Origin of the sequence: Armatimonas sp. (assembly GCF_043757465.1) — a bacterium.
Classification (GTDB): Bacteria; Armatimonadota; Armatimonadia; order Armatimonadales; family Armatimonadaceae; genus Armatimonas.
On the sequence record NZ_JAYVPL010000076.1, the window covers coordinates 1 to 23,387 of the forward strand.

Below are 23,387 nucleotides of genomic sequence, written 5' to 3' on the forward strand. Positions count from 1 at the left end.
GAGCCGAAGCCACAGAAGAAGTGGGCATCCTAAGAGATGCCCACGTATCCCAAGCGGTCACGGAGCAAGCTCCGGGGAATGTACCCGTATGCGATTCACAACTAGCGACACTTCATTTTATCTGATACTCCAATGTTCTCGCCTCTCCGGAAACAGATCCTTCATGTCATGTCTTATGTCTGACAAATCTTCTCTTCCCGCGATAACCCCACTCTCTTTCGCAAGTGCATTTTCGTACGCGAGAGTCTATACCGATAAGGGCCGCGAATCTTCTACGGTGAATGAATAGTCTATCGGACATCCGATTTTCCTGATTCTGGGGTAGTGGCGGGAAATCTCACCTTTTCCCTCTACGAAATCATCGGATTCCCCCTTTCAGGTGCTCATCCATGCTCTCAAAACCGGCTTTGAAGCGGCATTTATCGGACGTCCGGTAGCTGTGAGGCACTCAGGATATCCACTTTGACTCCCCTTCTCTCACTCCTGAAACAGGGCTTTTGCCACAAATCTGGGGTAGTGGCGGGAAGTCATAGAACAGGATTTGTGTGACGTGCCCCCATTTCGAGTACCCATGGGTACTCGCGGGAAGCCCTATCGGACGTCCGATAGCCAGCATTTTCAGCCGAGCGGGTTAAGGGTAGGCACTCTTGCCAGGTAAAATGGCCCCTCACCGAAGGATCGATCCTTCGGCAAGGCAAAAAGAGCATTAAGCTGGGCAGGAATGAGGGCCTTTGGGGGTGAAAAAGGGTGGGGTACTCGCAGGAAGTTCTGGGGTAGTGGCGGGAAGAAACTGGGGTACTCGCGGGAAGGTTCTGGGGTAGTGGCGGGAAGCCTTTGGGGTACTCGCGGGAAATGACAGGCCGAAAAAGGGCTGTTTTGTGAGGGAGTTAGGCCCCCTTTCGCTAGCTGAATACTATTCTTAGATACTTCTTTAGATACTCTTTTACACACAACACGCGTGCGCGAGACGAACCCACATGGGCGGGGACGCTAGCGGGGGGTTGTGTGTGTGTATTTTCTATGTTCCTATCCTCTGAGAGGCTAGGTGCAGGCGAAACGCGAAAACGATGGAACACGAAAACCAGGACACGAAAATAGCAACCCGTCCGATTCAGCCGATGCTGGATCTGGAGCTTGGGGACGAACCCGCTGTCAAAGTGGTCGTGCGTCCCGACCTCAACCTGGAGAAGTGGCCCCTCTGGGAAGCATCCAACTCTCGGCATCAAGAGCGTGCCCGCATCCTCCACCGAGAGATTCGCCTTCCTGATGGCAGCATTGTTGCTGCGCGGGTCGAGGTGGGCTACAGCAACCATGGAACTCTCACTACCGAGGACCAGAAAACCTGCTACGGGCTCTTCAAGCTCTGGGAGGATCTCGGCAAACCCAAGGGGCGCATTCATTTTTCACGTCAGCAGCTCGCCCGCGTTCTCAAGAAGAGCTGGGGCAGCAAGGTCAACAAAGCCATCACCGATTCCCTGATGCGTCTGCGCTTCACGCCCTTTGTCTGGGAGCACTCTTACTATGACAGTGGCAGCCAGGAAACCGTAGAGCGGATCGACACTTTTAACATTCTCTCGGAGCTGCACTTGGCCCGGCGCGTTCGGGGAGAGGCAACAGTGGGGGAGACCTCTTACTTTGAGTTCAATGATCGGATTCTAGCCAACTTGCTAGCGGGCTTCACGCGCCCTGTTTACCTGGATACCATTCTGACCTTTCAGAGCGAAGTGGCGCAGATTCTCTACACCTACCTCGACCTCATCATGGCCGACAAGACCCGCTTTGAGCGCCGCACCCGCGAGCTGTTCGAGGATTTAGGCATTGATGGCTCGACCTATCGGTACCGCTCCAAGCGTGCACAGATTCTGGAGCCCGCCCTGCGCGAGCTAGATGGGGTGCCCGTGCCTACTGGGGTACTCTACGTCACCCTGGAGCAGACGGTAGACAAGTCGGATTTCAAGATCGTGGTCACCAAGACCCGCGCCGCGATAAACAGCCGGAAGAAGAAGGCTGCGGAGTCCGGGCAAGACGTGGAGCAGCCCGAGCCGCCTGTCTTGCCGCCGCCCGTGGTGACTCGCATTGTCAACGCTCCGCCTGATCCCACTAAGGCGAAGGGGAGGGGAGGAAAGCCTACGAAGGCTGAGATCGCCAAAATGCCTCAGAGTTCGCCTGTAGAGTCTGCACCCGCGTCAATGGCCTCAGAAGCGCCTAAATCGCCTCAGCGTGGCGCACAGAAGCTCACAGACCCCATTCACGAGGCGAGTCTTACGCAGGTTCGCTACTTTCACCAGATTTTCTTTCAGAGCGGTGATACGGCTCGGCCTACGGCTCGGGAGCGAGAGCTCGCCCGTGATCATGTCCAGCGCCTTGGAGTGGAGAAGGCGGAGTACCTGGTACTCTTCGCCTACCGCGAGGCTCGCAAGACCAGTTTTGAGATCCAGAACTACGGCGGCATCGCGCAGTACGAGGGAAGAGCCGTTGCCGAGTTCGATGCCAATGAGCAGCAACGTCGTCAGGCCCTGATGCAAAAGAGCCGTGAGGGTCACCAGCGCCGCTTCCTGAGCAAGTTCCACGAGTACCTGCGTCAGCGACTTGCAGAGCTGGATGCGACACCCACAGCGGATTTTGAGGCGTTTCTGGAAGAGGAGCGTCGCCAGCGCGAGCGATTGGACAGTGGGCCGCTGGCAGGAGCCTCCGCCTCGCTCCGGGTCATCGAGCGCTTTGAAAGCGAGGAGTCGCGCTTTGAGCGCTTCCGCGCCTTCTTGAAAGAGCGCAAGGACAAGGATCAGCGCGTCGAGGGAGTCCTGGCTTTCTGGGAGTGGGATGAGCAGCTCAACCCGGAGAAGTTATCGGATATCCGATAAAGTGCGAAAAGGGGCTAGACTTAAAATCGGACGTCCGATATTCTATGCCCCGGTGCTTCAAAGCACCAGGTGAGACGAAAGAGTTTGAGAGAGAGCATATGGTAACCATTGCGGTTGTGAATCAGAAGGGGGGAGTGGCTAAGACCACGACCTCCGTCAATCTAGCGGTAGGTTTGGCGGCATTAGGCTGGCGGGTGCTTCTGATCGACCTTGACCCGCAGGCACACTCTACGCTAGCACTACGCATCGACAGTGATGAGGTAATGGCTGAGCACACGGTGGCGAGCCTGTTCTACGATGGCAAGGTCGAGGATATCCTTGTGGATACCATTGAGCCAAAACTCAAGCTCATCCCTGCGAGTATCCATCTGGCAACAGCAGTGGAGAGCCTCTACAGTGTCATCTTCCGAGAGGTCAAGCTCCAGAAAGCACTGGATGTGGTTAAGGATCAATTTGACTACGTGATTCTGGATAGTGGCCCCAACCTGGGGGTGCTCTCGATCAACTCCATCGTTGCTGCCGACAAAGTGCTTATTCCTACCCGGCTCTCGATGTACTCGCTGGATGGCCTCAACGCGCTTCTCAACACTATCGCCAAGGTCAAGCAGGGGCCAGCGGAGTATGACTGGCGCATCCTGCTCACCATGGTCAAGGGCTATGGCAAAGAGCGCCAGGCCGCCGCCTGGAATATCCTTGCTCCGCTCTCAGATCGGATTCTCCAAACGCAGATACGCGAGACGGAGGCAGTGGAGAAGAGCCAGATGAATGAGGACGAAGACGAGATTATGGCGGTCGTCCTCCAAAAGTCATCGGGCAACCGGGGAGCGCAGGACTATCGGGCTTTAGTGAAGGAGCTAGTTGAGCTATGGCCCGCCTGAGTGAAAAGCTAGCACTACACGCCCAGAAGCCCGCTGCACCGGCAGGGCTTGACCTAACCACACGTCGGGATGTCCTGACTGAGCTGCGCCTTGACCAGATAGAGCCCGACCCAGAACAGCCCCGTAAGGAGCTTGGGGACCTCAGCGAGCTATCCGCCTCTATACGCGAGTTAGGGGTGGTACAGCCTATCATCGTCTCGGTGGTGGGAGAAGATCGCTACCGCATCTTGGCGGGGGAGCGGCGCTTCAGTGCGTCGAGGTTGGCAGGTCTAGAGAAGATCCCCGCGATAGTGCGCACTGTCGAGGAGCACGACCGGCTCCAGCTCCAGATTATTGAGAATTTGCACCGTAAGGACCTAACCCCTTTCGAGGAGGCCCGTGCGTACCAGGCCCTGGCCGACCAGTTCGGCCTCACACAGGAAGCCATCGCCAAGCGCTTGGGCCGGTCCCAAGAAAGCGTCTCTGAGACCTTGCGGCTTCTGTCGCTACCCTCAGAAGTTCGGGATGGTTTTGAGCAGGCGAATCAAGAATCAAAGGGGCGGATTAGCAAGTCACTCTTGCTGGAGATAGCGCGTCGCCCTGAGGCAGAGCAGGCTGTTTTGTGGGAGCAGGCTCGCAAGGGGGAACTCACTGTCAAGAAGGCGCGTGCGGCTCGTAAAGCGACTGGGGAGGGGACAACCACAACCCGCACCATGACCTTCCGCTATCCGATCCATCTGGAGGGGGTCACGGTCACGGTTCATTTTGAAGATCGTGCTAAAGCATCGCAAGAGGATATCGTTGAGGCGTTGGAGCTGGCTTTGGCGGCGGAGAAAGAGCGGCTGTAAACGACAATGGGACGATATAGCGCGAGCCTGACCAAAGGCTCCTTGAAGGTCAGTGAGAGCCGAATCGTTGCGGGGCTCTTGCTTGATGGTGTCGAGGGAGCTGCCTGGCGAAAAGCGATACTGGAGGACAACGTTCTCCAGAAGCGGAGCCCTAGCTCTGCTAGCACAACGGCAGAGATGATTGCTCGGCGGCTTCAGACCATGTCAGAGCCGCTCTGGCTGCTGGTGCGGGATGGTTCACCGACTGTTGCGACTCAAGCGTCACTGGCTGCGGCGATCAAGCACAACCCCCTGATCGGTGACTTTCTCGACATTGCCGTTCGCGAGCAGCTACGGCAGTTCAAATCGCAACTCTCTCCCGTTGTTTGGAGCCAGTTTGTCCAAGACTACCTGATGCCCGATCCCGTGGCTTCTACGTGGACACCGGCAGTGCTGGATAAGCTGAGACAGAACCTGATGCGAATTCTCGCGGAGGCGGGCTACATTTCCGATACCAAGACATTGCGCATTGAGCGCGTCACCCTGACTCCTGAGCTATGCCGTTATCTAGATGAACATGGCGAAGAGTACGTCCTGCGTTGCTTGTGGGTAGCCGCATGAGTCAGGCATTGCATGCTCGTCTAAATCAGGTCTTGGGGCGGTTGCTTGAGGAGGACTTTCTGGAGGGGAAGGGCCTTGGCAATGAGCTCGCCTTTTACATTTTCGAGTATCCACCTGAGGAGGAGCTACTCGTTCGTGAACGTGTGACGACCCTTGTTCCTGATATTGCCAAACGGCGGCCCAACCTGAAGGTGCGTCATGTGGATCTCTTTGATCTCATCATTGACCACCTTGCCGATAGAAAACTGCTTGAAAAAGCCATTCAAATGCAACAAGCGAAGGGGGATGCCGCCCTTCGCTCTGCGCTTGCAGGGCCCTTAACGGGGCCGAAGCTAGCCACGGTGTTCAATGAAGTGGTACAGCCACAATCTCAGGATTTGGTACTCCTTTCCGGAATTGGAGGAGCCTATCCCATGCTCCGCTCTCATAGCTTGCTGAATAATCTTCAAGCAGTCATGCGCCAGGTACCATTGGTGATGTTCTTTCCGGGGCGCTACGACGGACAGTCCCTGCGCCTCTTTGATCGCTTGAACGATGGGCACTACTACCGAGCTTTCCGGCTTGTTCCTTAAGAATTTACTGAAGACATGTTGATAAAAGATCTCTTTCAACGCGATATCGCCCGCTCAATTAACGGTGTGGTGAAAGCAGACCAGCTTGATGACAGCTCCATCTGGCAAGAGCTTGATGAGTATGTTGTCACCAAGGAGCTTGATGGACACTTCCGTCGGTTTTTTGAGGCTTATCTCGCCTCGGTTCGTCGTGGGGCTGATCCTGAGCTGGCGGGGCAGATTGGCATCTGGGTGTCCGGATTCTTTGGCTCGGGTAAGTCTCACTTTATCAAGATTCTCTCCTACCTGATCCAGAACCGCGAGGTAGAACAAGGAGGACAGAAGCGACGCGCAGTAGAGTTTTTCCGGGAAAAGATTTCAGATCCGATGCTCTTTGCGGATATTCAGAAGGCAGTAAGCAACGACACAGATGTTGTGCTCTTTAACATTGACAGTAAGGCAAACCCGAACGATGGCCGCGCGGCGATTCTCAATGTCTTCTTACGTGTCTTCAATGAGATGTTGGGCTTTAGTGGAGACCATCCACACATCGCTCACATGGAGCGCTTCCTCCTAGAGAAAAAGCGTCTAGATCAGTTCAAGGCAGCCTACCAGGCTGCAACGGGAGCCCTCTGGGACGATGAGCGTGATGCCTTTGAGTTCAATTTGGATGAAGTTGAGATGGCTTTTGCCGAAGCAACATGGCAGTCCCCAGAGGCAAGCCGAGAGTGGCTACGGAACGCGGAAAAAAACTTCCCACTGACTCCTGAGAACTTCGCACGCTGGGTAAGGGATTACCTAGACACCCGTGGTACACAACATCGAATTGTGTTCTTTGTGGATGAGGTAGGACAGTTTATCGGGAATGATACTCACCTGATGCTAAGCCTTCAAACCATCGTCGAGAATCTAGGGACATTTTGTGGAGGGCGTGCCTGGGTGGTTGTCACTTCCCAGGAGAATATTGAGGCGATCCTTGGAGAGGTTCGGGCAACACAGGCCAATGACTTCTCTAAGATTCAAGGGCGCTTCCGGACGCGGCTCTCGTTGTCCAGCGCCAATACGGACGAGGTGATCCAGACCCGCTTGCTGAGTAAGACCGATGCGGCGACGGCGGAGCTGACCCGTGTCTTTGCAAGTAAGGGTGATATTCTCCGAAGCCAGCTCAGCTTTACGAATCTAGGAATGACTTTTCCTCATCTGGGCGATGCGGTGGTCTTCAGCAAGAACTATCCGTTTGTTCCCTACCAGTTCCCTCTTGTGCAGAAGATCTTTGAGCAGATTCGCAAACATGGCGCGACAGGGTTGCACCTCAGTCGAGGCGAGCGTTCGATGCTGGATGCCTTCCAACTAGCAGGGAAGAATCTTGCACTCCAGTCCATAGGCGCACTGGCACCGCTGTATCGCTTCTATCCGGCAATTGAGAGCTTTCTGGATACTGCCGTAAAGCGAACCATTGATCAGACAGAAGGGCGGGGGCTAAACGACTTCGACCGCGAAATTCTCCGGGTGCTCTTTCTGGTACGCTATATCGAAGAGTTCCGGGCCAATATTGATAACCTGGTGACGCTCTGCATTGATGAGATTGATGCGGATCGCTTGGGCTTGAAGCGCAAAATTGAGGACAGTTTGGGGCGCTTGGAGCAAGAAACACTCATCAGCCGCAATGGAGAGAACTACTTCTTCCTCACCAACGAGGAGCGCGACATCAGCCAGGAGATCAAGGATGTTGAACTCAATGGGGGGGAGCAGGCCCGTAAGCTAGGCGAGCTACTTTTTGAAGGCTCGCTTCGGGGAACCAACAAGCACCGCTTCCCAGACAACAAGAAAGACTTTGGCTTCAACCGCTACTGTGATCGGCATCCTGTTGGGCAGATTCTCTCCGCCAATGAGCTTGAGGTTTCTGTAGTTACGCCGCTCGCGGATGAATACGAACTCTACGGTGAGGCGCGGTGCATTTTGGAGTCCAGCACGGAGGGGGGCAAGCTGCTCATCAAGCTCAAGGATAACCGGATGCTGGGCGAGGAGCTTCGGCTCTTCTTGAAGACCGAGAAGTACATCAAGCGCAAGAACGATGACACGCTGCCTGCCACGACAAAACGGATTCTTCGAGACCGGGCAGATGAGAACCGGGTGCGAGAGGAGCGCCTGACGAAGCTGCTCGATGAGCTTTTGCTGGAGGCGGAGTTCTTTGTCAATGGACAGTCGCGGAGTGCTTCGGGTAGCTCGGCAACGGTGATCTTGAGTGAGCAGCTTACATATCTAATTCGCAATACGTTTACTAAGCTGGCCTACTTGAAGGCGCTGAAGAACTCGCCGGATGACTGCCGCTTGGAGACGCGCTCCGTGCTCACGGCGGATAGCGTGGGGCAGCAGGAGCTGGGCTTGGCGTCGGACAATGCCAACCAGGCTGCCTTGGACGATGTACGGGCGTTTATTCAGCTCAATGCGCAGATCAATCAGCCGGTGGTGCTACGGGCGCTGGTGGAGCGCTATGGGAAGCGTCCTTATGGCTGGCCGGAGTATGAGGTGATCTTGCTGGTGGCACGTCTACTGGCGCTGGGGGAAATCTCCCTGATTGCGGATGGTGCAACGGTGCCCGTTGAGAAAGCCTTTGAGCCGCTGACCAAGCCGCAGCGCTGGAGCGCCGTGACTCTGGTTCGGCGGCAGCGGGTGGACGCGGCAGCGATTGAGAAAGCCCGTCGCTTGGGGATGGATGTCTTCTCGGAGATGGGGCCAGAGGCGGAGGAGCCCCTGGCGGAGTTTCTCCGAGGCAAACTCACCGCTTGGGATTCGGATTTGCGGCGCTTCCAGACCATTGCGAGTGGGGGAAAGTATCCGGGCGGCGCGGCGCTGACAAGTGGGCTTGCGCTCACACGAAAGCTGCTGGCGGTTCGCGAGAGCTTCCATTTTCTGGAGGCGTTTCTGACGGCCAAGAATGACCTGATGGATCTAGGGGACGACTACCACGACCTCAAGCACTTCTTTGAGCAGCAGAAGCCGGTCTGGGAGGGGCTTCAGGTGGCGCTGGTGCGCTTTGCTCCCAACCGCTTTGAGCTAGAGAAGGACACGGCGGCGGCGGCGGCACTTTCGGAGCTGGAGGCGATTACGAAGCTGGCGGCACCCTACAATCGGCTGAAGGATGTCGAGCCGCTGATCGCGCAAGTTGAGGACGTGAACGCCCAGCTTGTCGAGCAGCGGCGGGCGCGGGTGCTGGAGAAGGTGGATGCGCTGATCGGTCAGGTGGAGCGTGAGGCGACACGCACGGGGGCATCGGATGCGGTGAGTAACCAGTGCCTTCGTCCGCTTCAGCTCCTGCGGGAGCGTGCTAAGACCGAGTCGGGAGTGGGGAACCTCCAGCTCTTCTTGAGTGAAGCAACCGAGCGTGCGGACGCCGCAGTGGAGCTTCTGGAGAAGGCGCAGAGTGCGCCTACGCCCTCGCCCGTTGCAACACCCACAAACCTAGTGAAAGAGCCTCCCTCCCCGCCGCCTGCGGTGCGCCCGAGCAAGATCATTGCGCCGATGGAGCTGATGAAGAAGCCGTACCTGGAGACTGAATCGGACGTCCAGGAGTTTATTGATGCCCTCACCAAGGAGCTGTTTGCTGCTCTTGCTGAGAAGACAAGGATTCGTATCCGATGAACCGTGCCAAGCTGAAGTCCTATGCCCCCAGGGCCCGAACCGCGTTTCTGACTGCCGTCACCGACCGCGCCCGCAAGGTGGGGCTGGAGCCTCTGAAGGTCGAGCCGATGGTGGAAAGCGGTGACTTTGTCCTGATCGGGGGGCAGCCGTTCCCACGCGCGATTGCACAGCAGCGCCGTGCGTTAGAGAGGAAGATCGCGCGGGATGGCTACACGGTGGCGATCGAGGCGGCGGCCTACACCTGGTTCAACCGCTTCATGGCGATTCGCTACATGGAGCTGCACGGCTACTTAGACCACGGCTTCCGTGTGCTGAGCCATCCGCAGGGCAAGGCGGAGCCGGAGATTCTGGAGCAGGCGGCGGGTGTGGAGCTGCCAGGGCTGGACAAGGCGAAGGTGCTGGAGCTGAAGCTGGATGGCACGAAAGACGGTGAGCTGTACAAGCAGCTTCTCCTGGCGCAGTGCCATGCGCTCCACAAGGCGATGCCGTTTCTCTTCGAGCCGATTGACGATGCGACCGAGCTTTTGCTCCCCGATAACCTGCTGGCCCCGGACTCGGTGATTCGGGCGATGGTGAGCGAGATCCCGGAGGACGACTGGCAGGAGATCGAGATAATCGGGTGGCTCTATCAGTTCTACATCAGCGAGAAGAAGGACCAGGTGATAGGGAAGGTGGTGAAGTCCGAGGACATTCCCGCCGCGACCCAGCTCTTTACGCCCAACTGGATCGTCAAGTACATGGTGCAGAACAGCCTGGGGCGGCAGTGGGTGGCGACCTACCCCGGCTCGCCGCTCAAGGGGAAGATGGCGTACTACATCGAACCCGCCGAGCAGACCCCGGAGGTGCAAAGCCAGCTCGATGCGATCACGCCGAAGTCGCTCGACCCGGAGGCGCTGACCCTGATCGACCCGGCGTGCGGCTCGGGGCATATCCTGGTGGAAGCATACGATCTCTTCAAGGAGATTTACTTAGAGCGCGGCTACCGTCTGCGCGAGATTCCGCAGCTCATCCTGACCAAGAACCTCCACGGCCTGGACATTGACGACCGCGCGGCGCAGATGGCGGGCTTCGCGCTCCTGATGAAAGCTCGCGCCGACGACCGCCGCTTGTTCGAGGGCGAGGAAACCCCGCCGCTGAATGTCCGTGCGCTCCAGAGCAGTGCGGGCCTGAACGCCCAAGACCTCGCCGACGCCCTCGCGCCGTCGGGGCGTGTTGAGTTGGTGCCCAGCGGGGAGCTGTTCCCCGAGACGCGCCGCCAGCCGACGTTGATGCTGGACGAGCCGAAGAAGGTCGGTTTGAAAGACGATCTCCAGGCGCTTCTGGACTTGTTCGTGGACGCCAAGACCATCGGCTCGTTGCTGACCGTGCCGGACGCGCTGGCGAGGAAGTTGCCGTCGCTGCGGGCGTTGTTGGAGGCGAATCTGAAAGGGAACCTGCTGGCGCAGAGTGCTGTGAACGACCTAGAGCCGCTGGTGGCACAGGCGGAGATTCTGGGGCAGCAGTTCGATGCAGTCGTCGCGAATCCGCCGTACATGGGTAACAAATTTCTCAACCCGGCGCTGAAGATGTACGTTCAGCGGAACTACTTGGGCTTTGAGAAAGACCTGTTCTCGGCGTTCATCATTCGCGATCTGAAGTTCGCCAAACCAAATGGTGCTTTAGGCTTCATGTCGCCGTTTGTATGGATGTTTATTTCTTCTTATGAGAACTTGCGTTTGAAATTGATAGATGAAGCATTTCTCTCAACACTGATTCAACTTGAGTATTCAGGATTTGATGGAGCGACAGTTCCTATTTGCACGTTTACAGTGCAGAACATCCATCTTAATAATATGATTGGTTCCTATATTCGGCTTTCAGACTTTAGGGGAGTGGAAAATCAAGCCCCCAAAACTTTGGAGGCTATCAAAAATAATAACTGTGATTGGTTTTTTGTCATTAGTCCTGATGATTTTAAGAAAATACCTGGATTGCCAATAGCATATTGGATTAGTAAAAGTAAAATATTAGCATTCAATGCAGGAGTAAATCTGGACAGTATTTCCGATCCTAGAAAAGGCATGGTCACTGCTGAGAACTCACGATTTATTAGGTTTTGGCAAGAATTATCTCTAGGTAGAATTGGTTTTAATGTGAATAGCCGATCAGAGTCCTTGATATCCCTGAAGAAATGGTTCCCTTATCAAAAGGGAGGCAGCTTTCGGAAGTGGTATGGAAACCAAGACTCAGTGGTTAACTGGGAACTCGATGGAAAAGAATTACTGGGGATGAAGGATGAAGGTTATAAGGTCGGGTCAACAAATCATAATTTAGAGTATATATTTAAAAAAGCGATAGTATGGACTAAAATTACTTCTTCAGGACAGAGTTTTCGTTACTCACCAAAGGGTTTTCTTTTTGATGACGCATCAGGTCTATGCCCAGTAAAAAAAGACGACAACTTTAATACGGTTTTTGGTTTTTTAAATTCCCCAGTTGCCGCAGAGATGCTCAACATTGTAAATCCAACGATGAACTTACAACCTGGTAATATCGCGGTGCTACCCTTTGTCGATATCGCAAGTGGTGCGGATACGATAGTTGAAGAATGCATCAAAATAGCATGCAACGATTGGAATTGCTTTGAAACCTCCTGGGATTTCCAGCAACTCTCGCTTCTCAACGACTCCCCAACTCTTTCCGAAGCCTTCGCCGTCTGGGAATCCCACTGCCTCGCCCAACGCGCTCGGATGAAGGAGCTGGAAGAAGAGAACAACCGGCTCTTTATTGATGCCTACGGCCTCCAGGACGAGCTCACGCCCGACGTTCCCGACGAGCAGATCACCCTCGCGAGGCCCGACCGCGACGCCGACATGCGCCGCCTTGTCTCCTACGCCCTCGGCTGCATGATGGGCCGCTACAGCCTCGACGCGCCCGGCCTGATCTACGCCCACAGCGGCGGCGAGAGCTTCGATCCCACGCGCTACACGCGCTTCCCGGCGGACGACGACGGTATCCTGCCCCTCACCGATACCGACTGGTTCGGCGAGAGCGACACCGCCAGCCGCATCGCCGAGTTCGTGAAAGTCGTCTGGCCCCACTCCTCCGCCGAAGGCAACCTCAAGTTCCTCGCCGACAGCCTCGGCCCCAAGACCGGCGAGACCCCGCTCGACACCATCCGGCGCTACCTGCACACCGGCTTCTACAAAGACCACTGCCAGACCTACAAAAAGCGCCCGATCTACTGGCTCTTCACCAGCGGCAAGGAGCGCGCGTTCCAGGCGCTCGTCTACCTCCACCGCTACAACGCCGGGACGCTTGCCCGCATGCGCATGGAGTACGTCATCCCCCTCCAGAGCCGCATCGCCGCCCGGATTGACCAGCTCCGCGCCGACATTCCCGCTGCCAGCTCCACCGCCAGCCGCAACAAGCTCCAGAAAGAGTTCGACAAGCTCCTCAAGCAGCAAGACGAGCTACGCCGCTTCGACGAAGTGCTCCGCAACACCGCCGATCAGCGCATCACCTTGGACCTCGACGACGGCGTGAAGGTCAACTACGGCAAGTTCGGCGAGCTTCTCGCCGATGTCAAAGCCATCACCGGCGGCGCGGAGGAGTAAACTTATCCTTTTTTCTTGAGGGCATTCCGGTTATCCTGAATGCCCTCAGGAGAAGAGGCTAAGACTCCTCATTCTTTCTCTTCTTCAGTTTCTTCCTCTGAGTCATCGTATTCTTCGTTCTCTTCTTCTAATTCTTGAATAGTCTGCTCTTTATAGTTCGTGATAATTTCTGGCAAGTCTTTCCTGTCAGAAAAATAGCATGGAATCCCAACCATAAAACCCTCAATAATTTCTGATTGGAAGTATTCCGAGAGGTCATCCATCATCTCATAAAGTTCTTTTCCATACTCGCTTACACTGTTTATTTCACTCTGAGCATTTATGATGAGATCGGATATTTCTTGATTGCAACAGTATCCAATCTCATTTTCAAACGTAGTGAACATGAGATGTTCGCAATCCGAAGAATCCCAATAACATTTTTCATTGCAGATGGGGCAGTGGACGAAGTTTTCATGACTAGGATCGTCCTCTTCATTGGACTCTTCTTCATCGACTTCGGCAACTTCGGTATCGTTACTCATTAAAATTTTTCCTTTTTCGACTATTTGGTGTTTTGAGCGGCAGAGGCTAGCCTTGGCACAGGGAGTCGGTCTGGTTTGACTAGATCGCCAAAAGCCGCAAAGCTCCTCAGGTTTCAGCGCTATTTACCGGTCTTGCGTAAGCCATTATAAACATTATCCTGAAGCGGTATTATAGCGTCAGGAAAACGCCATGACACTTACCATTGAAATCCCCGATGAAGTCGGGGCACGAATCTACAGCAGCCCGGAAGCCATTGAGCGCATCAAGGCCCTGATTCAGGCCGCCTATCCCGCCACGACCGACCCCGCGAGTGCGCCCGTCTCCGCCGAGGAACTACTGTCTATCGGGCGGGGCCTCGCCGACGCCGATGCCGGGCGCATGGCCGAGGGCGACGTTGTTTTCCAGCGACTCCGTGCACGGGTGGGCTTGCCTAGCGAGAAGCAGAAGGGATGATGCTTCCGTACGCATGACCGCCCTTCGTCTCCTGGTTACCGATACCGCTGAAGAGCGAATCAACGATGCCGTCACTTGGCTGCAAGGCTACTCTGAGGAAAGTGCACAGCGCTTTGTCGAGGCGATGGAGGATGCACTTCAAGTCCTCTGCCGACAAGTTGCCGCAGACATCCAGCAAAAAATCCCATTGCAAACCGATGAGCTAGCCTCGATCTACTACTCACGGCCCGTCTTCATGCACCTGCTCCAGACCGGCAAGACACGCAAGCGGCGCAGTAGCGCGGGCCTCTGGCGGCTCTACTACGACATCGTGGATCAAGATCGCGACGGTGCACCCGACACGCTCCGCTTTCTCTCCGTTTATCATGCCGCCGCACGACCGCTCTGGGAAGAACCACGCCCTGAACAAGACGAAGATGACAACGAGGACGTGGCATGAGTGCCAGTGAGACGTCAGGGGTACTACCTCTGTTCACGGGCGCGGATGCGGATACCCCACGGGTTCTCCAGGGCTTGCGCTACCAATTCGAGAACGAGCGCCACCGAATCGTCTTCTGGAACGACCCCGACGAGGAATTCACCGAGGCCGTTGGTACGCTGTCGCTTGATGGCGTAACCCTCCTGCGCCTCGATCAGACTCCCGCGCTGGCCGTCAAGATCCGTCTGGAACGCAATGACAAGGTAGGGCGCTACCTAATCTACGCACCCTTCGCCGAGCCTGCCCCCGAAGAAGACTGGCTGCTCGATATCCGGCTCTACAGCGGCATCTTCCGGGCGGATCGTGCTTCCATGCAGCTTGCCGAGCTAGGGCTGGGGCAGAACCAAAGCCTGCGAGAGCATTTGAGGAAGCGCAATAAATTTCTCGCCAGCAAGGATCGGCTCGCACGCCTGGGCCGCCTGGTGCAGTCCACAGACGATGCTACCTTGCTAGACCGGAAGATGCTCGCAGTGCTGACACGCGCCGACCAAGCCGAGCCGTTCGCGCTTGTCTCCGCACTCTTCCACGATCTAGCCAGCCAGCCCGATGGCCTGAGCGCCGTACCGACCCAGTGGGAAGAGATCACCCGCTACGGCCTGGATGTGCCATTCTGGGAGATGGTGCAGCAGACCTTCGGCTACTCGGGAGAGCCGCCGCGTCTACGAAACCTGCTCATACGCCTGCTGGTGACTGACTTCTCCCAGTCGCTCAGCGGCACTCTGCCCGCGGCACTGGCCCACCATGTTCTCCCAGAAGGCACCCGCGCCAATGTGGTTGTCTTCCTCAATCAGTGGCGCGACAGCGCGAGCCGAGGCAATAGCTACGACCACCTCTCTGAACGAGTTGCGGAGTCTCTGAGCCTGAGTGACCACCTTGGAGAGCTGACCGCCTCCGCACTGGCGCGTGTCTATACCTTCCTCACACTAGAGAAGCGCATTGCCAGCGAGCTGCGTGACCGTATTGTCCATGCCCTGCAGCAAGGCACAAAGGGCATTGAGGATCTGGCCGCACGGCGACAGAACGGGCACTGGGCCTCACCAAACCTCCCTGAGACAGCAGAAATTCCACGTCGCGCCTTTCATGCTCTCTACACCGCCCTTATGGCAGCCACGGAGCTTCAGGAGCTTCTCACGCGGTATGCCAATGGGTTCTCCTTCGCGACAGCACGTGAGTTCTACCGTGCCTACGAGAGGGATCTTTACCGCTTCGACCAGCTCTACCGACACTTCTGCGCAGCGGCCCAGCTCGCCCAAGCCGCAGGTTGGGACATTCTCAAGCCGCTCGAAGATAGTGTGGAGAGCCGCTACCTGCAAGGTTTCCTTACGCCGCTCAGCGTAGCCTGGGGAGCCTGCCTGGAGACGCTTCTCAAAGAGGGCTGGACCCTTGATGAGGTTGACAATCAGAACCGCTTCTATGAGCGCCGCGTCAAGCCCATTCTGGATAAGGGGGAGGTCAAGCGCGTCTTTGTGATCGTCAGCGACGCCTTCCGCTACGAGGCAGCACGCGAGCTCGCCGCCGAACTCAATGGGCGCTTCCGCTTCCGCGCCGAGCTATCGAGTCAACTAGGTGTGCTTCCCTCGTACACTGCACTTGGCATGGCATCTCTTCTGCCACACAGCACGCTGGAGTACAACAGCAAGGGTGACGTTCTGGCCGATGGCAAAACCACGGTCGGGATTGAGAATCGCAAAAAAATCCTTGCGGGAGTGGGTGGGGTTGCCATTAGCTCCGATGAGATTCTTGCAATGAAGAAAGATGAAGGCCGCGCAGCCATTCGTGACCACCGGGTTGTCTACCTCTACCACAACACCGTAGATGCCATTGGCGATAGTGCCTCAACCGAGGAAGAGACCTTCAGCGCCGTAGCGCGAGCAATCGAGGAGCTGGCAAACCTGGTGCGCCATGTCATCAACGGCCTGAACGGGAGCTATGTTATTGTCACTGCGGATCATGGCTTTCTCTACCAGAGCTCAGCCTTGACACTCACCGATAAAAGCCAGCTTGGCGACCGTCCCACCGGCATGGTGATCGCCAAGAAGCGCTACCTCATTGGAACCGGACTATCCCCACAAGATCATGTCTACCATGGGGAGACGGAGGCAACCTCAGGAGCCACAGGAATGGAATTCTGGCTACCCAAGGGAACCAGTCGCTTCCACTTCACGGGTGGCGCTCGCTTTGTTCATGGAGGAGCCATGCTCCAAGAAATCGTCGTTCCCGTGATAACTGTTCGCGAGCTAGAGGGGGCTGCTGCGGCAACGACAAAGACGCGGCCTGTGGCGGTGCATGTTCTGGGCAACAACATCAAAGTCACCACTAATCGCCACCGCATCCAGCTCATCCAAACCGAGGCAGTGACCGAGCGCATTAAGCCAGTGACGCTCTCTGTGGCGCTCTACGATGGTGCGAGGGCTATCACGAACGTCGAAACCCTCACCTTTGACAGCACCTCCAGTGAGATGCCAGAGCGAATCAAGAGTGTCCTCCTCACGCTGAAATCCCAGAGCTATGATCGCAAGAAGCCTTACCACCTGATCCTGCGCGGTGTTGAAGACAGCATCGAGTACCAGCGGGTAGATGTTACGATAGACCAGGCCTTTGAAAATGACTTCTGAAGAAACAAGCAATCTGGACACATTAGAAACAAGCGATCTGGATATTCTGCTAAACCGGCACTTTGCGGGGCGGGTGGTGCGCAAAGACCTGACCAAGCTCGTCAAGGAAGGGGCCAATGTCCCGGTCTACGTGCTGGAGTACCTGCTCGGGATGTACTGCGCCTCCGACGACGAGGAAGTGATCCAGGAGGGACTCCAGACCGTCAAGCGCATCCTCGCGGAGAACTATGTCCGGCCCGATGAAGCGGAGAAGGTCAAGTCAAAGATCCGCGAGCGCAGCAGCTACCGGGTGATTGATAAGGTCAGCGTCCGCCTCAACGAGAAGCGCGATGTCTACGAGGCGCAGCTCTCGAACCTGGGGATCACCAGCGAGATCCCGGATGGCATCGTGCGCTCCAACGAGAAGCTACTAGCTGGCGGCATCTGGTCCATCGTCACGGTTCTTTACTTCTTTGAGGAAGGGCAGAAGGGCTCCCCCTTTATCATCCAGGAACTCAAGCCCATTCAGATGCCCAACATGGACATGGAGGAGCTGTTTGAGGGACGCAAGCACTTCACCGAAGAGCAGTGGCTCGATGTCTTAATCCGCTCCACGGGAATGGAGCCAGCCAACCTGCCTGAGCGCACGAAGTGGCACTTGCTGGCCCGCATGATTCCCTTTGTCGAGAATAACTTCAACCTCTGCGAGCTGGGGCCACGCGGCACGGGTAAGAGCCACCTCTACAAAGAAATCAGCCCCAACAGCATCTTGGTCTCGGGTGGTCAGACCACCGTGGCGAACCTCTTCTACAACATGAGTCGGCGTGCAGTGGGACTCGTCGGCCTCTGGGACGTGGTTGCCTTTGATGAAGTCGCGGGCATTTCGTTCCAGGACAAGGACGGCGTGCAGATCATGAAGGACTTTATGGCATCGGGCTCATTTGCACGGGGCCGGGATTCCATCAGCGCCGATGCCTCCATGGTGTTCGTGGGCAACATCAACCAGTCTGTGGACATTCTCGTCAAGACGAGCCACCTTCTCGCGCCCTTTCCCGCCGCGATGATTGACTCCGCATTCTTTGACCGATTTCACTGCTACATCCCTGGCTGGGAGATCCCAAAGATGCGGCCTGAGTTCTTCACGAATCGCTACGGCCTGATCGTAGACTACCTTGCCGAGTACCTGCGAGAGATGCGCAAGCGCAGCTTCAGTGACGCCATAGATCGCTACTTCCGCCTGGGCCGTGACCTGAATCAGCGGGATACCATCGCGGTACGCCGAACAGTCTCCGGCCTGCTCAAGCTACTCTATCCCCATGGTGCTTATGACAAAGAAGCCGTGCGACGTTGCCTGGAGTACGCGCTGGAAACGCGCCGACGGGTCAAAGAACAGCTTAAAAAGATCGGGGGCATGGAGTTTTTTGATGTTCACTTCAGCTACCTAGATAGCGAGTCACGTGAGGAGCGCTTCATCAGTGTCCGTGAGCAGGGCGGTGACAAGCTCATACCTGAGGGAGCATTGGCTCCGGGCGTGCTGCATACCATCGCGCTTGGCAGTAGCGGTCACCGGGGCCTCTATCGCCTTGAAACCCAGGTCACAGCAGGCAATGGCAAGCTCTCCACCTCCGGCCTGGGCTCAAATTCCGCTGCCAAAGAAGCGGTTCGGGTGGCTTTCGACTATTTCAAGGCAAATATCTCGCGGGTAAGCGGCTCAGCGCATGCCGGTGAGCATGACTTCCATCTCCATGTTGTCGAGCTAAGCAACACAGGGGCCACCCGTGCCATGACCCTCGCGAGCTTCATCGCCTTTGCCTCGGCGGTTCTAGGAAAGCCTCTACAGGCTCAGCAGGTAGTCTTGGGAGACATGAGCTTGGGGGGAAGCATCATTCCGGTTGACAATTTGGCGGAATCCCTTCAGGGAGCACTGGATGGCGGAGCCAAGCGCATTCTCATCCCCATGGCCAGCGTTTCTGACATTGCAACTGTGCCAGGGGAGCTTTTTGCCAAGTTCCAGATAAGCTTCTACGCCGATCCTACGGACAGTGTCTTTAAGGCACTGGGAGTCGAGTAGAAAACCATGAATATCCAGGTCAATGGGCACTTGGATATCCAGGCCGTAGACAACATAATTCAAACGTTTAATAAATCTAGTTCTAAGTCGAAATTAACACTTGATTTAAGATTTGTAACTGGAATATCTATAGAGTGCATATCTTGGTTAGTTATAGTCTTATTGAGTCTAAAAAAAGAAAAAGTGAAAATCAGTATAATTGCGCCTTCAGACGATAACGCTGTGTTATACAAATTAAAGATGTGGAGATTTTTTGATGTTCTAAAAGAAGAAGATATTTATAATTCTATTAAAAAGCAAATTTATGTTCATCCATTTGTTAATAAGCACTGGATAATTTCTTTGAAGTTATTAAAATCGAATAAAGATGTCAGGTCTATCATTAATGGTGTTTTGGACGATTTAGATTTTTGCTTTAAAAATCTAAATTATACCAAAAATGATATTGGTCATCTATCCACTGTGGTTTCTGAAGCCTGTATGAATGTATTAGATCATGCTGGAGATGATGCTATAGGAGTATTTGCAGCAGAGTTGATTCGCATGGAGCCAAAGAGATTAGTAATTAGTCTTGCTGATGATGGTTGTGGTTTACGCACTAGTCTCTCACGCTCTAATGCTAATGCTACTGATTGGGATGATGAAACGGTGATACGGCAGGCCTTAACAAAGGGAGTTAGTGGTGTTGTCGATGGCGACCGGGGGTTGGGACTTCCAGCAGTTGTTACCAAATTGTCCCAGTATCGAGGGGCGCTTTATATTCGCTCTGGTCAAGGGAGCATGAGGCATCGTATGACCCATGAGGGCACACTTGAAGAAGTGTTCTCTTCCGAAGAAGTACCTGTTCCAGGAACTCTGATTAGTGTGTCCCTACCACCCGCAACAAATTAGGCTCGAGTGCTTGACATTATTCTAAGCATCGGATACACTCATAAAAGTGAACGCGATAATGCTAAAGAAAACGTCGTTATTGCAACGAAGAAGCTCCCTCCTACTGCATGGGGAACTGATTCTTGCTGATGGCCAGCCTCTACAAGAGGGAGCAACGACTCGGTTGATTTTGATTGGCCGACCTGAGGGGAAAAGGTTCTTACCTTATCTTGAGCACCGATTGGAAGAACTACCGCGTCGCAGTGTAATGCCGATTGATTGTCAGCATGTACGGGTGATGGATATCTCCTTTGGAGATGAGTCTCTGGGCCGGATCGCCCGCCGTCGAACAGCAAAAGAATACCCAGAGCGCTATCTTGTTTTAGAAAATGTTGGTGAAGAGCTGGAGGCGAATCTCCAGTCTTTGTGTGAGCAGCGAGAAATAGTATTGGTCGTGACGCGTACTGGGGAAGACCTTCCCACACTGTTGGGAGAGTTGAGTACAGAGCTCAGTGATACCTACAACATCGCGGTGCGCGAGGGGCGACTAACTGCTCGCGAGTTGATTGAGCAGATAGGGGGTGAGAGCAAGCTGACTATCGCTGCCAGCAGTAACCGACTCACCCGACTGGAAGCGTTGGGAGTGGTTGCCCAAGTGGATGCGGAGACGATTGAAGGCGGTGGGCGACAGAAGGTCTTCACCCCCGTGTACTAGGTCACGCCTGATCTGTAAGAGCCGATGGCCGAGCGCACATCGGCTTCTTTTAGTGAAACGTTTTCACTGTAAAAAGTGTAATCAAAAACAGAAATGAAAGGACTGTATTAGATTGAAAATTGAACATCCTACGTGCCATGCAAAACACACGTATCTCAAAGCACTCACTCTGGGGCAGGGAGTAAAAGGGGTCTATGCCCTGCGTGCTGTTAGTCAAAGCTCCAACGAGCGCGCCCCACTTACACTCACACTCTCGGATGGGAGTGGCACTTGTAAAGCGGCGCTCTTTGGCGCTGGCCCTGATCTGACTCAAGCATTGCACTCCGCGGTTATCGTTCAGGTGGAGGGGATTGTCAATGCCACCGGTAACTACAAAGGGGATATTAACCTTTCCCGAGTGGAGGTTCTAGACCCTGCGGAGTGGACCTCTGACGAGCTGCTACCGCCCCTTCCCGCAGATCATCGTGCTCTGTGTCAGCGCTTCACTCGCCTGATGGAGAGCATCGCAGATCCACATTTACGTCTTCTCCAGGAGCGTGTGTTTACGCCAGAATTCCGTGCTCAGTTCGAGGTCGCTACTGCCGCCAAGGTAATGCACCACGCTGAGCGCGGGGGCCTCCTCAGACACAGCCTTGAAGTTGCTCTCATCTGTGATCGCATCTGCGACATTCTTCCTGCACTGGACCGAGATCTTCTAGTTGCCGCAGCACTTCTCCACGATGTGGGTAAGATCCGCGAGATGCGCCACGACCTCCGGGCGGGCGACTATACCGAATTTGGGATACTCATTGGCCACATCACCGGAGGAATGGCACTGGTTCTGGCGAAAGCGGCTGAGCTTCCGCTCTCGCTTCGTCATCACCTTGGGCACTTGATCCTCTCTCACCACGAGCGCCCTGAGTACGGAGCTGCCAAAGAGCCCATGACTCCAGAAGCTGTTGTGTTGGCGCATGCGGACGCTGTCTCTGCCCATGCAACGGCAGGTCTGGAAGCGCGAGCAGAATCCTACCCCGGACAGATCGAGCAAAGACGTCATGGCCGCCTCTGGTGTGTCACAGCTCCACGGGACTTTAGTCCACGCCCCAGTCCCTACGACCTCGTACCCTCACTTCGCATTACCCTGCCCGTGCTCGGTGCAGTCGCAGCGGGGATCGGGGAGAGTGCTGAGGGGGACCCTGACGAATATCTTGATGTGGTTCCACCCCCCAAAGGGGCAGACTTCTTGGCCCGCGTCACTGGGGACTCCATGATTGGCGACGGCATCTTCGACGGGGATCTGGTCTTCGTCCAAATCATCACCGACGCCAACCTGGGCGACTTGGTCGTGGCTCACATTCCCGGTAGTGGGAACGTCGTCAAGCGCTTTCAGGGCGACCGACTGGAATCCTCCAACCCGAATTATCCCCCGATCCCGCTCGACGAAACCGTCCATCTCCAGGGCCGCGTCACACGTGTCCAGCGCGAGCTCTAACCCGCATCAATGGCTGGGGGCACTTCCCCCAGCGACCTCTGCCCTCGCTAAAGAAAGCTAGCATAATGATTTTTGCACCTACCAGAGCCGACGATATCAATGAGCTTCTTGTCCAAATTTCGGAGGAAATCAATGTTCCCGAAGGACGTCAGCAAGAGGCAAAAGACCGCTATATGGCGGTTGGAAAATGGCTCGATGCGGACGATTCGCCGCTCCATGAGTATCATCCCAATATACACCCTCAAGGCTCTTTTGCCATCGGAACGGCGATTCGTCCCGTAGACGGAGAAGAATACGATGTAGATACCGTGTGCCTCTTGACGAAAACGCCGAAGAATATCACTCAGCAGCAGCTCAAGTCTCTCGTGGGAGATCGCTTGAAGCAACATGCGACCTACGCACAAATGCTCAACCCGGTCACGGGTGGGCGTCGATGCTGGACTCTAAAGTATGCCCAAGGCACGCGTTTCCACCTCGACATCCTTCCCGCGATTCCCGACCCTGAATTGGCAAGTGTCTACCTCGGAACGCCCCTGAGGCTCGCTGAGACGGCGATTTTGATTACAGACTGCACAACCTGGCACAAGCAAGATGACTGGCCCAAAAGCAACCCTGAGGGATACGTGCGATGGTTCCACCACCAAATGCAGGTCGCCCTGAAAAAGGCCAAGCAGGCTCGTGCAATCTTACTCAAGGCCAATGTCAGTGCGATCCAAGACTATGAAGTCCGTACTCCGCTCCAACAGGCGATTCAGCTCCTTAAGCGCCACCGCGACATCAACCACGCTGGAGACGAAGACAAGCCGATTTCCATTATCATCACGACCCTCGCTGCCAAAGCGTATGAAAACGAGGCCACGGTCTTCGAAACTCTTCAGACCATCATCCCTCGAATGCGTGCCCAGTTACACCTAGATCGACGATTCAGAACGTGGTGGGTAGAGAATCCTGTCAACCTAGCAGAGAACTTTGCCGACAAGTGGGACGATACTCCCAACAAAGCGGATGTGTTCTTTGATTGGCTCGATACTTTGGAGCGCGAGTTCGCGGAGCTTCTTACTGACGAGGGATTCCAGGATGTCGGCAACTATCTGGTTCGGATGTTCGGAGCTCGGGAGGCCAGCAAGGCGATCACCCGCTACAGCAACACCCTTCAGAACTTTAGTTTCCGCTAATTGGGGGTAGTTTGCATGGCATGGCCAAAGACGATACAAGAGCTTATCAGAACACAGGAAAGACCTTTGACCATGCCAAC

General features: G+C 55.3%; 16 protein-coding genes. 15 read left to right on the forward strand and 1 reads right to left on the reverse strand.

All coding sequences use genetic code 11. The features are described 5' to 3' along the window. Window positions 1-1,067: 1,067 nt before the first annotated feature. From ACH2ED_RS10365 to pglX, 7 genes are all read left to right on the forward strand, one after another. The gene (locus ACH2ED_RS10365) at window positions 1,068-2,861 is read left to right on the forward strand and encodes a hypothetical protein (RefSeq protein ID WP_395090773.1); all 1,794 of its coding nucleotides are present in this window, start codon (window positions 1,068-1,070) and stop codon (window positions 2,859-2,861) included. Between the two features lie 98 nt (window positions 2,862-2,959). After that, window positions 2,960-3,739, forward strand: a complete 780-nt coding sequence (locus ACH2ED_RS10370; protein ID WP_395090774.1) for a ParA family protein — start codon at window positions 2,960-2,962, stop codon at window positions 3,737-3,739. After that, window positions 3,727-4,566 (forward strand): ParB/RepB/Spo0J family partition protein, encoded by an 840-nt coding sequence (locus tag ACH2ED_RS10375; RefSeq protein ID WP_395090775.1) that lies wholly within the window; start codon window positions 3,727-3,729, stop codon window positions 4,564-4,566. Before ACH2ED_RS10370 ends, ACH2ED_RS10375 begins: the two co-directional genes overlap by 13 nt. Before the next feature lie 6 nt (window positions 4,567-4,572). After that, entirely contained in the window at window positions 4,573-5,166 is a 594-nt protein-coding gene (locus ACH2ED_RS10380; protein WP_395090777.1) for a DUF1819 family protein, read from the forward strand. Beyond that, window positions 5,163-5,738 carry a DUF1788 domain-containing protein gene (locus ACH2ED_RS10385; RefSeq protein WP_395090778.1) on the forward strand — a complete coding sequence of 192 codons (576 nt, stop codon included), beginning with the start codon at window positions 5,163-5,165 and terminating at the stop codon, window positions 5,736-5,738. Before ACH2ED_RS10380 ends, ACH2ED_RS10385 begins: the two co-directional genes overlap by 4 nt. Window positions 5,739-5,753: 15 nt before the next feature. Then, complete coding sequence (brxC, locus tag ACH2ED_RS10390) at window positions 5,754-9,359, forward strand: BREX system P-loop protein BrxC (protein ID WP_395090780.1); 3,606 nt, start codon at window positions 5,754-5,756, stop codon at window positions 9,357-9,359. Further along, complete coding sequence (pglX, locus tag ACH2ED_RS10395) at window positions 9,356-12,955, forward strand: BREX-1 system adenine-specific DNA-methyltransferase PglX (protein ID WP_395090782.1); 3,600 nt, start codon at window positions 9,356-9,358, stop codon at window positions 12,953-12,955. Before brxC ends, pglX begins: the two co-directional genes overlap by 4 nt. A gap of 68 nt (window positions 12,956-13,023) precedes the next feature. Here pglX and ACH2ED_RS10400 read toward each other — a convergent pair whose 3' ends face one another. Then, on the reverse strand, window positions 13,024-13,479 hold the full coding sequence (locus tag ACH2ED_RS10400; RefSeq protein ID WP_395090784.1) for a hypothetical protein: 456 nt from the start codon (window positions 13,477-13,479) through the stop codon (window positions 13,024-13,026). Between the two features lie 190 nt (window positions 13,480-13,669). Between ACH2ED_RS10400 and ACH2ED_RS10405 the strand changes: the two genes are divergently transcribed. From ACH2ED_RS10405 to ACH2ED_RS10440, 8 genes are all read left to right on the forward strand, one after another. Continuing rightward, on the forward strand, window positions 13,670-13,933 hold the full coding sequence (locus tag ACH2ED_RS10405) for a hypothetical protein (protein WP_395090785.1): 264 nt from the start codon (window positions 13,670-13,672) through the stop codon (window positions 13,931-13,933). A 13-nt stretch (window positions 13,934-13,946) separates the two neighbouring features. After that, the gene (locus ACH2ED_RS10410; protein WP_395090787.1) at window positions 13,947-14,372 is read left to right on the forward strand and encodes a hypothetical protein; all 426 of its coding nucleotides are present in this window, start codon (window positions 13,947-13,949) and stop codon (window positions 14,370-14,372) included. Continuing rightward, window positions 14,369-17,026: a BREX-1 system phosphatase PglZ type A gene (pglZ, locus tag ACH2ED_RS10415; RefSeq protein WP_395090788.1), complete on the forward strand. Its 2,658-nt coding sequence runs from the start codon at window positions 14,369-14,371 to the stop codon at window positions 17,024-17,026. Before ACH2ED_RS10410 ends, pglZ begins: the two co-directional genes overlap by 4 nt. Beyond that, window positions 17,016-19,076: a protease Lon-related BREX system protein BrxL gene (brxL, locus tag ACH2ED_RS10420; protein WP_395090789.1), complete on the forward strand. Its 2,061-nt coding sequence runs from the start codon at window positions 17,016-17,018 to the stop codon at window positions 19,074-19,076. Before pglZ ends, brxL begins: the two co-directional genes overlap by 11 nt. Window positions 19,077-19,082: 6 nt before the next feature. After that, on the forward strand, window positions 19,083-19,967 hold the full coding sequence (locus ACH2ED_RS10425; protein WP_395090791.1) for an ATP-binding protein: 885 nt from the start codon (window positions 19,083-19,085) through the stop codon (window positions 19,965-19,967). 247 nt (window positions 19,968-20,214) lie between these two features. After that, a complete protein-coding gene (locus tag ACH2ED_RS10430) occupies window positions 20,215-20,661 on the forward strand; it encodes a hypothetical protein (RefSeq protein ID WP_395090792.1) in 447 nt (148 codons plus the stop codon). A gap of 112 nt (window positions 20,662-20,773) precedes the next feature. Next, window positions 20,774-22,132: a S24 family peptidase gene (locus tag ACH2ED_RS10435; protein ID WP_395090794.1), complete on the forward strand. Its 1,359-nt coding sequence runs from the start codon at window positions 20,774-20,776 to the stop codon at window positions 22,130-22,132. Window positions 22,133-22,197: 65 nt separating this feature from the next. Continuing rightward, window positions 22,198-23,307: a cyclic GMP-AMP synthase DncV-like nucleotidyltransferase gene (locus tag ACH2ED_RS10440; RefSeq protein WP_395090796.1), complete on the forward strand. Its 1,110-nt coding sequence runs from the start codon at window positions 22,198-22,200 to the stop codon at window positions 23,305-23,307. The last annotated feature ends 80 nt before the right edge of the window (window positions 23,308-23,387 follow it).

Excerpts from the sequence above, each read along its gene's own strand:
- ACH2ED_RS10365 (WP_395090773.1), top strand. The coding sequence starts at position 1,068 with ATGGAACACGAAAACCAGGACACGAAAATAGCAACCCGTCCGATTCAG.
- ACH2ED_RS10370 (WP_395090774.1), top strand. The coding sequence starts at position 2,960 with ATGGTAACCATTGCGGTTGTGAATCAGAAGGGGGGAGTGGCTAAGACC.
- ACH2ED_RS10375 (WP_395090775.1), top strand. The coding sequence starts at position 3,727 with ATGGCCCGCCTGAGTGAAAAGCTAGCACTACACGCCCAGAAGCCCGCT.
- ACH2ED_RS10380 (WP_395090777.1), top strand. The coding sequence starts at position 4,573 with ATGGGACGATATAGCGCGAGCCTGACCAAAGGCTCCTTGAAGGTCAGT.
- ACH2ED_RS10385 (WP_395090778.1), top strand. The coding sequence starts at position 5,163 with ATGAGTCAGGCATTGCATGCTCGTCTAAATCAGGTCTTGGGGCGGTTG.
- brxC (WP_395090780.1), top strand. The coding sequence starts at position 5,754 with ATGTTGATAAAAGATCTCTTTCAACGCGATATCGCCCGCTCAATTAAC.
- pglX (WP_395090782.1), top strand. The coding sequence starts at position 9,356 with ATGAACCGTGCCAAGCTGAAGTCCTATGCCCCCAGGGCCCGAACCGCG.
- ACH2ED_RS10400 (WP_395090784.1), bottom strand. The coding sequence starts at position 13,479 with ATGAGTAACGATACCGAAGTTGCCGAAGTCGATGAAGAAGAGTCCAAT.
- ACH2ED_RS10405 (WP_395090785.1), top strand. The coding sequence starts at position 13,670 with ATGACACTTACCATTGAAATCCCCGATGAAGTCGGGGCACGAATCTAC.
- ACH2ED_RS10410 (WP_395090787.1), top strand. The coding sequence starts at position 13,947 with ATGACCGCCCTTCGTCTCCTGGTTACCGATACCGCTGAAGAGCGAATC.
- pglZ (WP_395090788.1), top strand. The coding sequence starts at position 14,369 with ATGAGTGCCAGTGAGACGTCAGGGGTACTACCTCTGTTCACGGGCGCG.
- brxL (WP_395090789.1), top strand. The coding sequence starts at position 17,016 with ATGACTTCTGAAGAAACAAGCAATCTGGACACATTAGAAACAAGCGAT.
- ACH2ED_RS10425 (WP_395090791.1), top strand. The coding sequence starts at position 19,083 with ATGAATATCCAGGTCAATGGGCACTTGGATATCCAGGCCGTAGACAAC.
- ACH2ED_RS10430 (WP_395090792.1), top strand. The coding sequence starts at position 20,215 with ATGCCGATTGATTGTCAGCATGTACGGGTGATGGATATCTCCTTTGGA.
- ACH2ED_RS10440 (WP_395090796.1), top strand. The coding sequence starts at position 22,198 with ATGATTTTTGCACCTACCAGAGCCGACGATATCAATGAGCTTCTTGTC.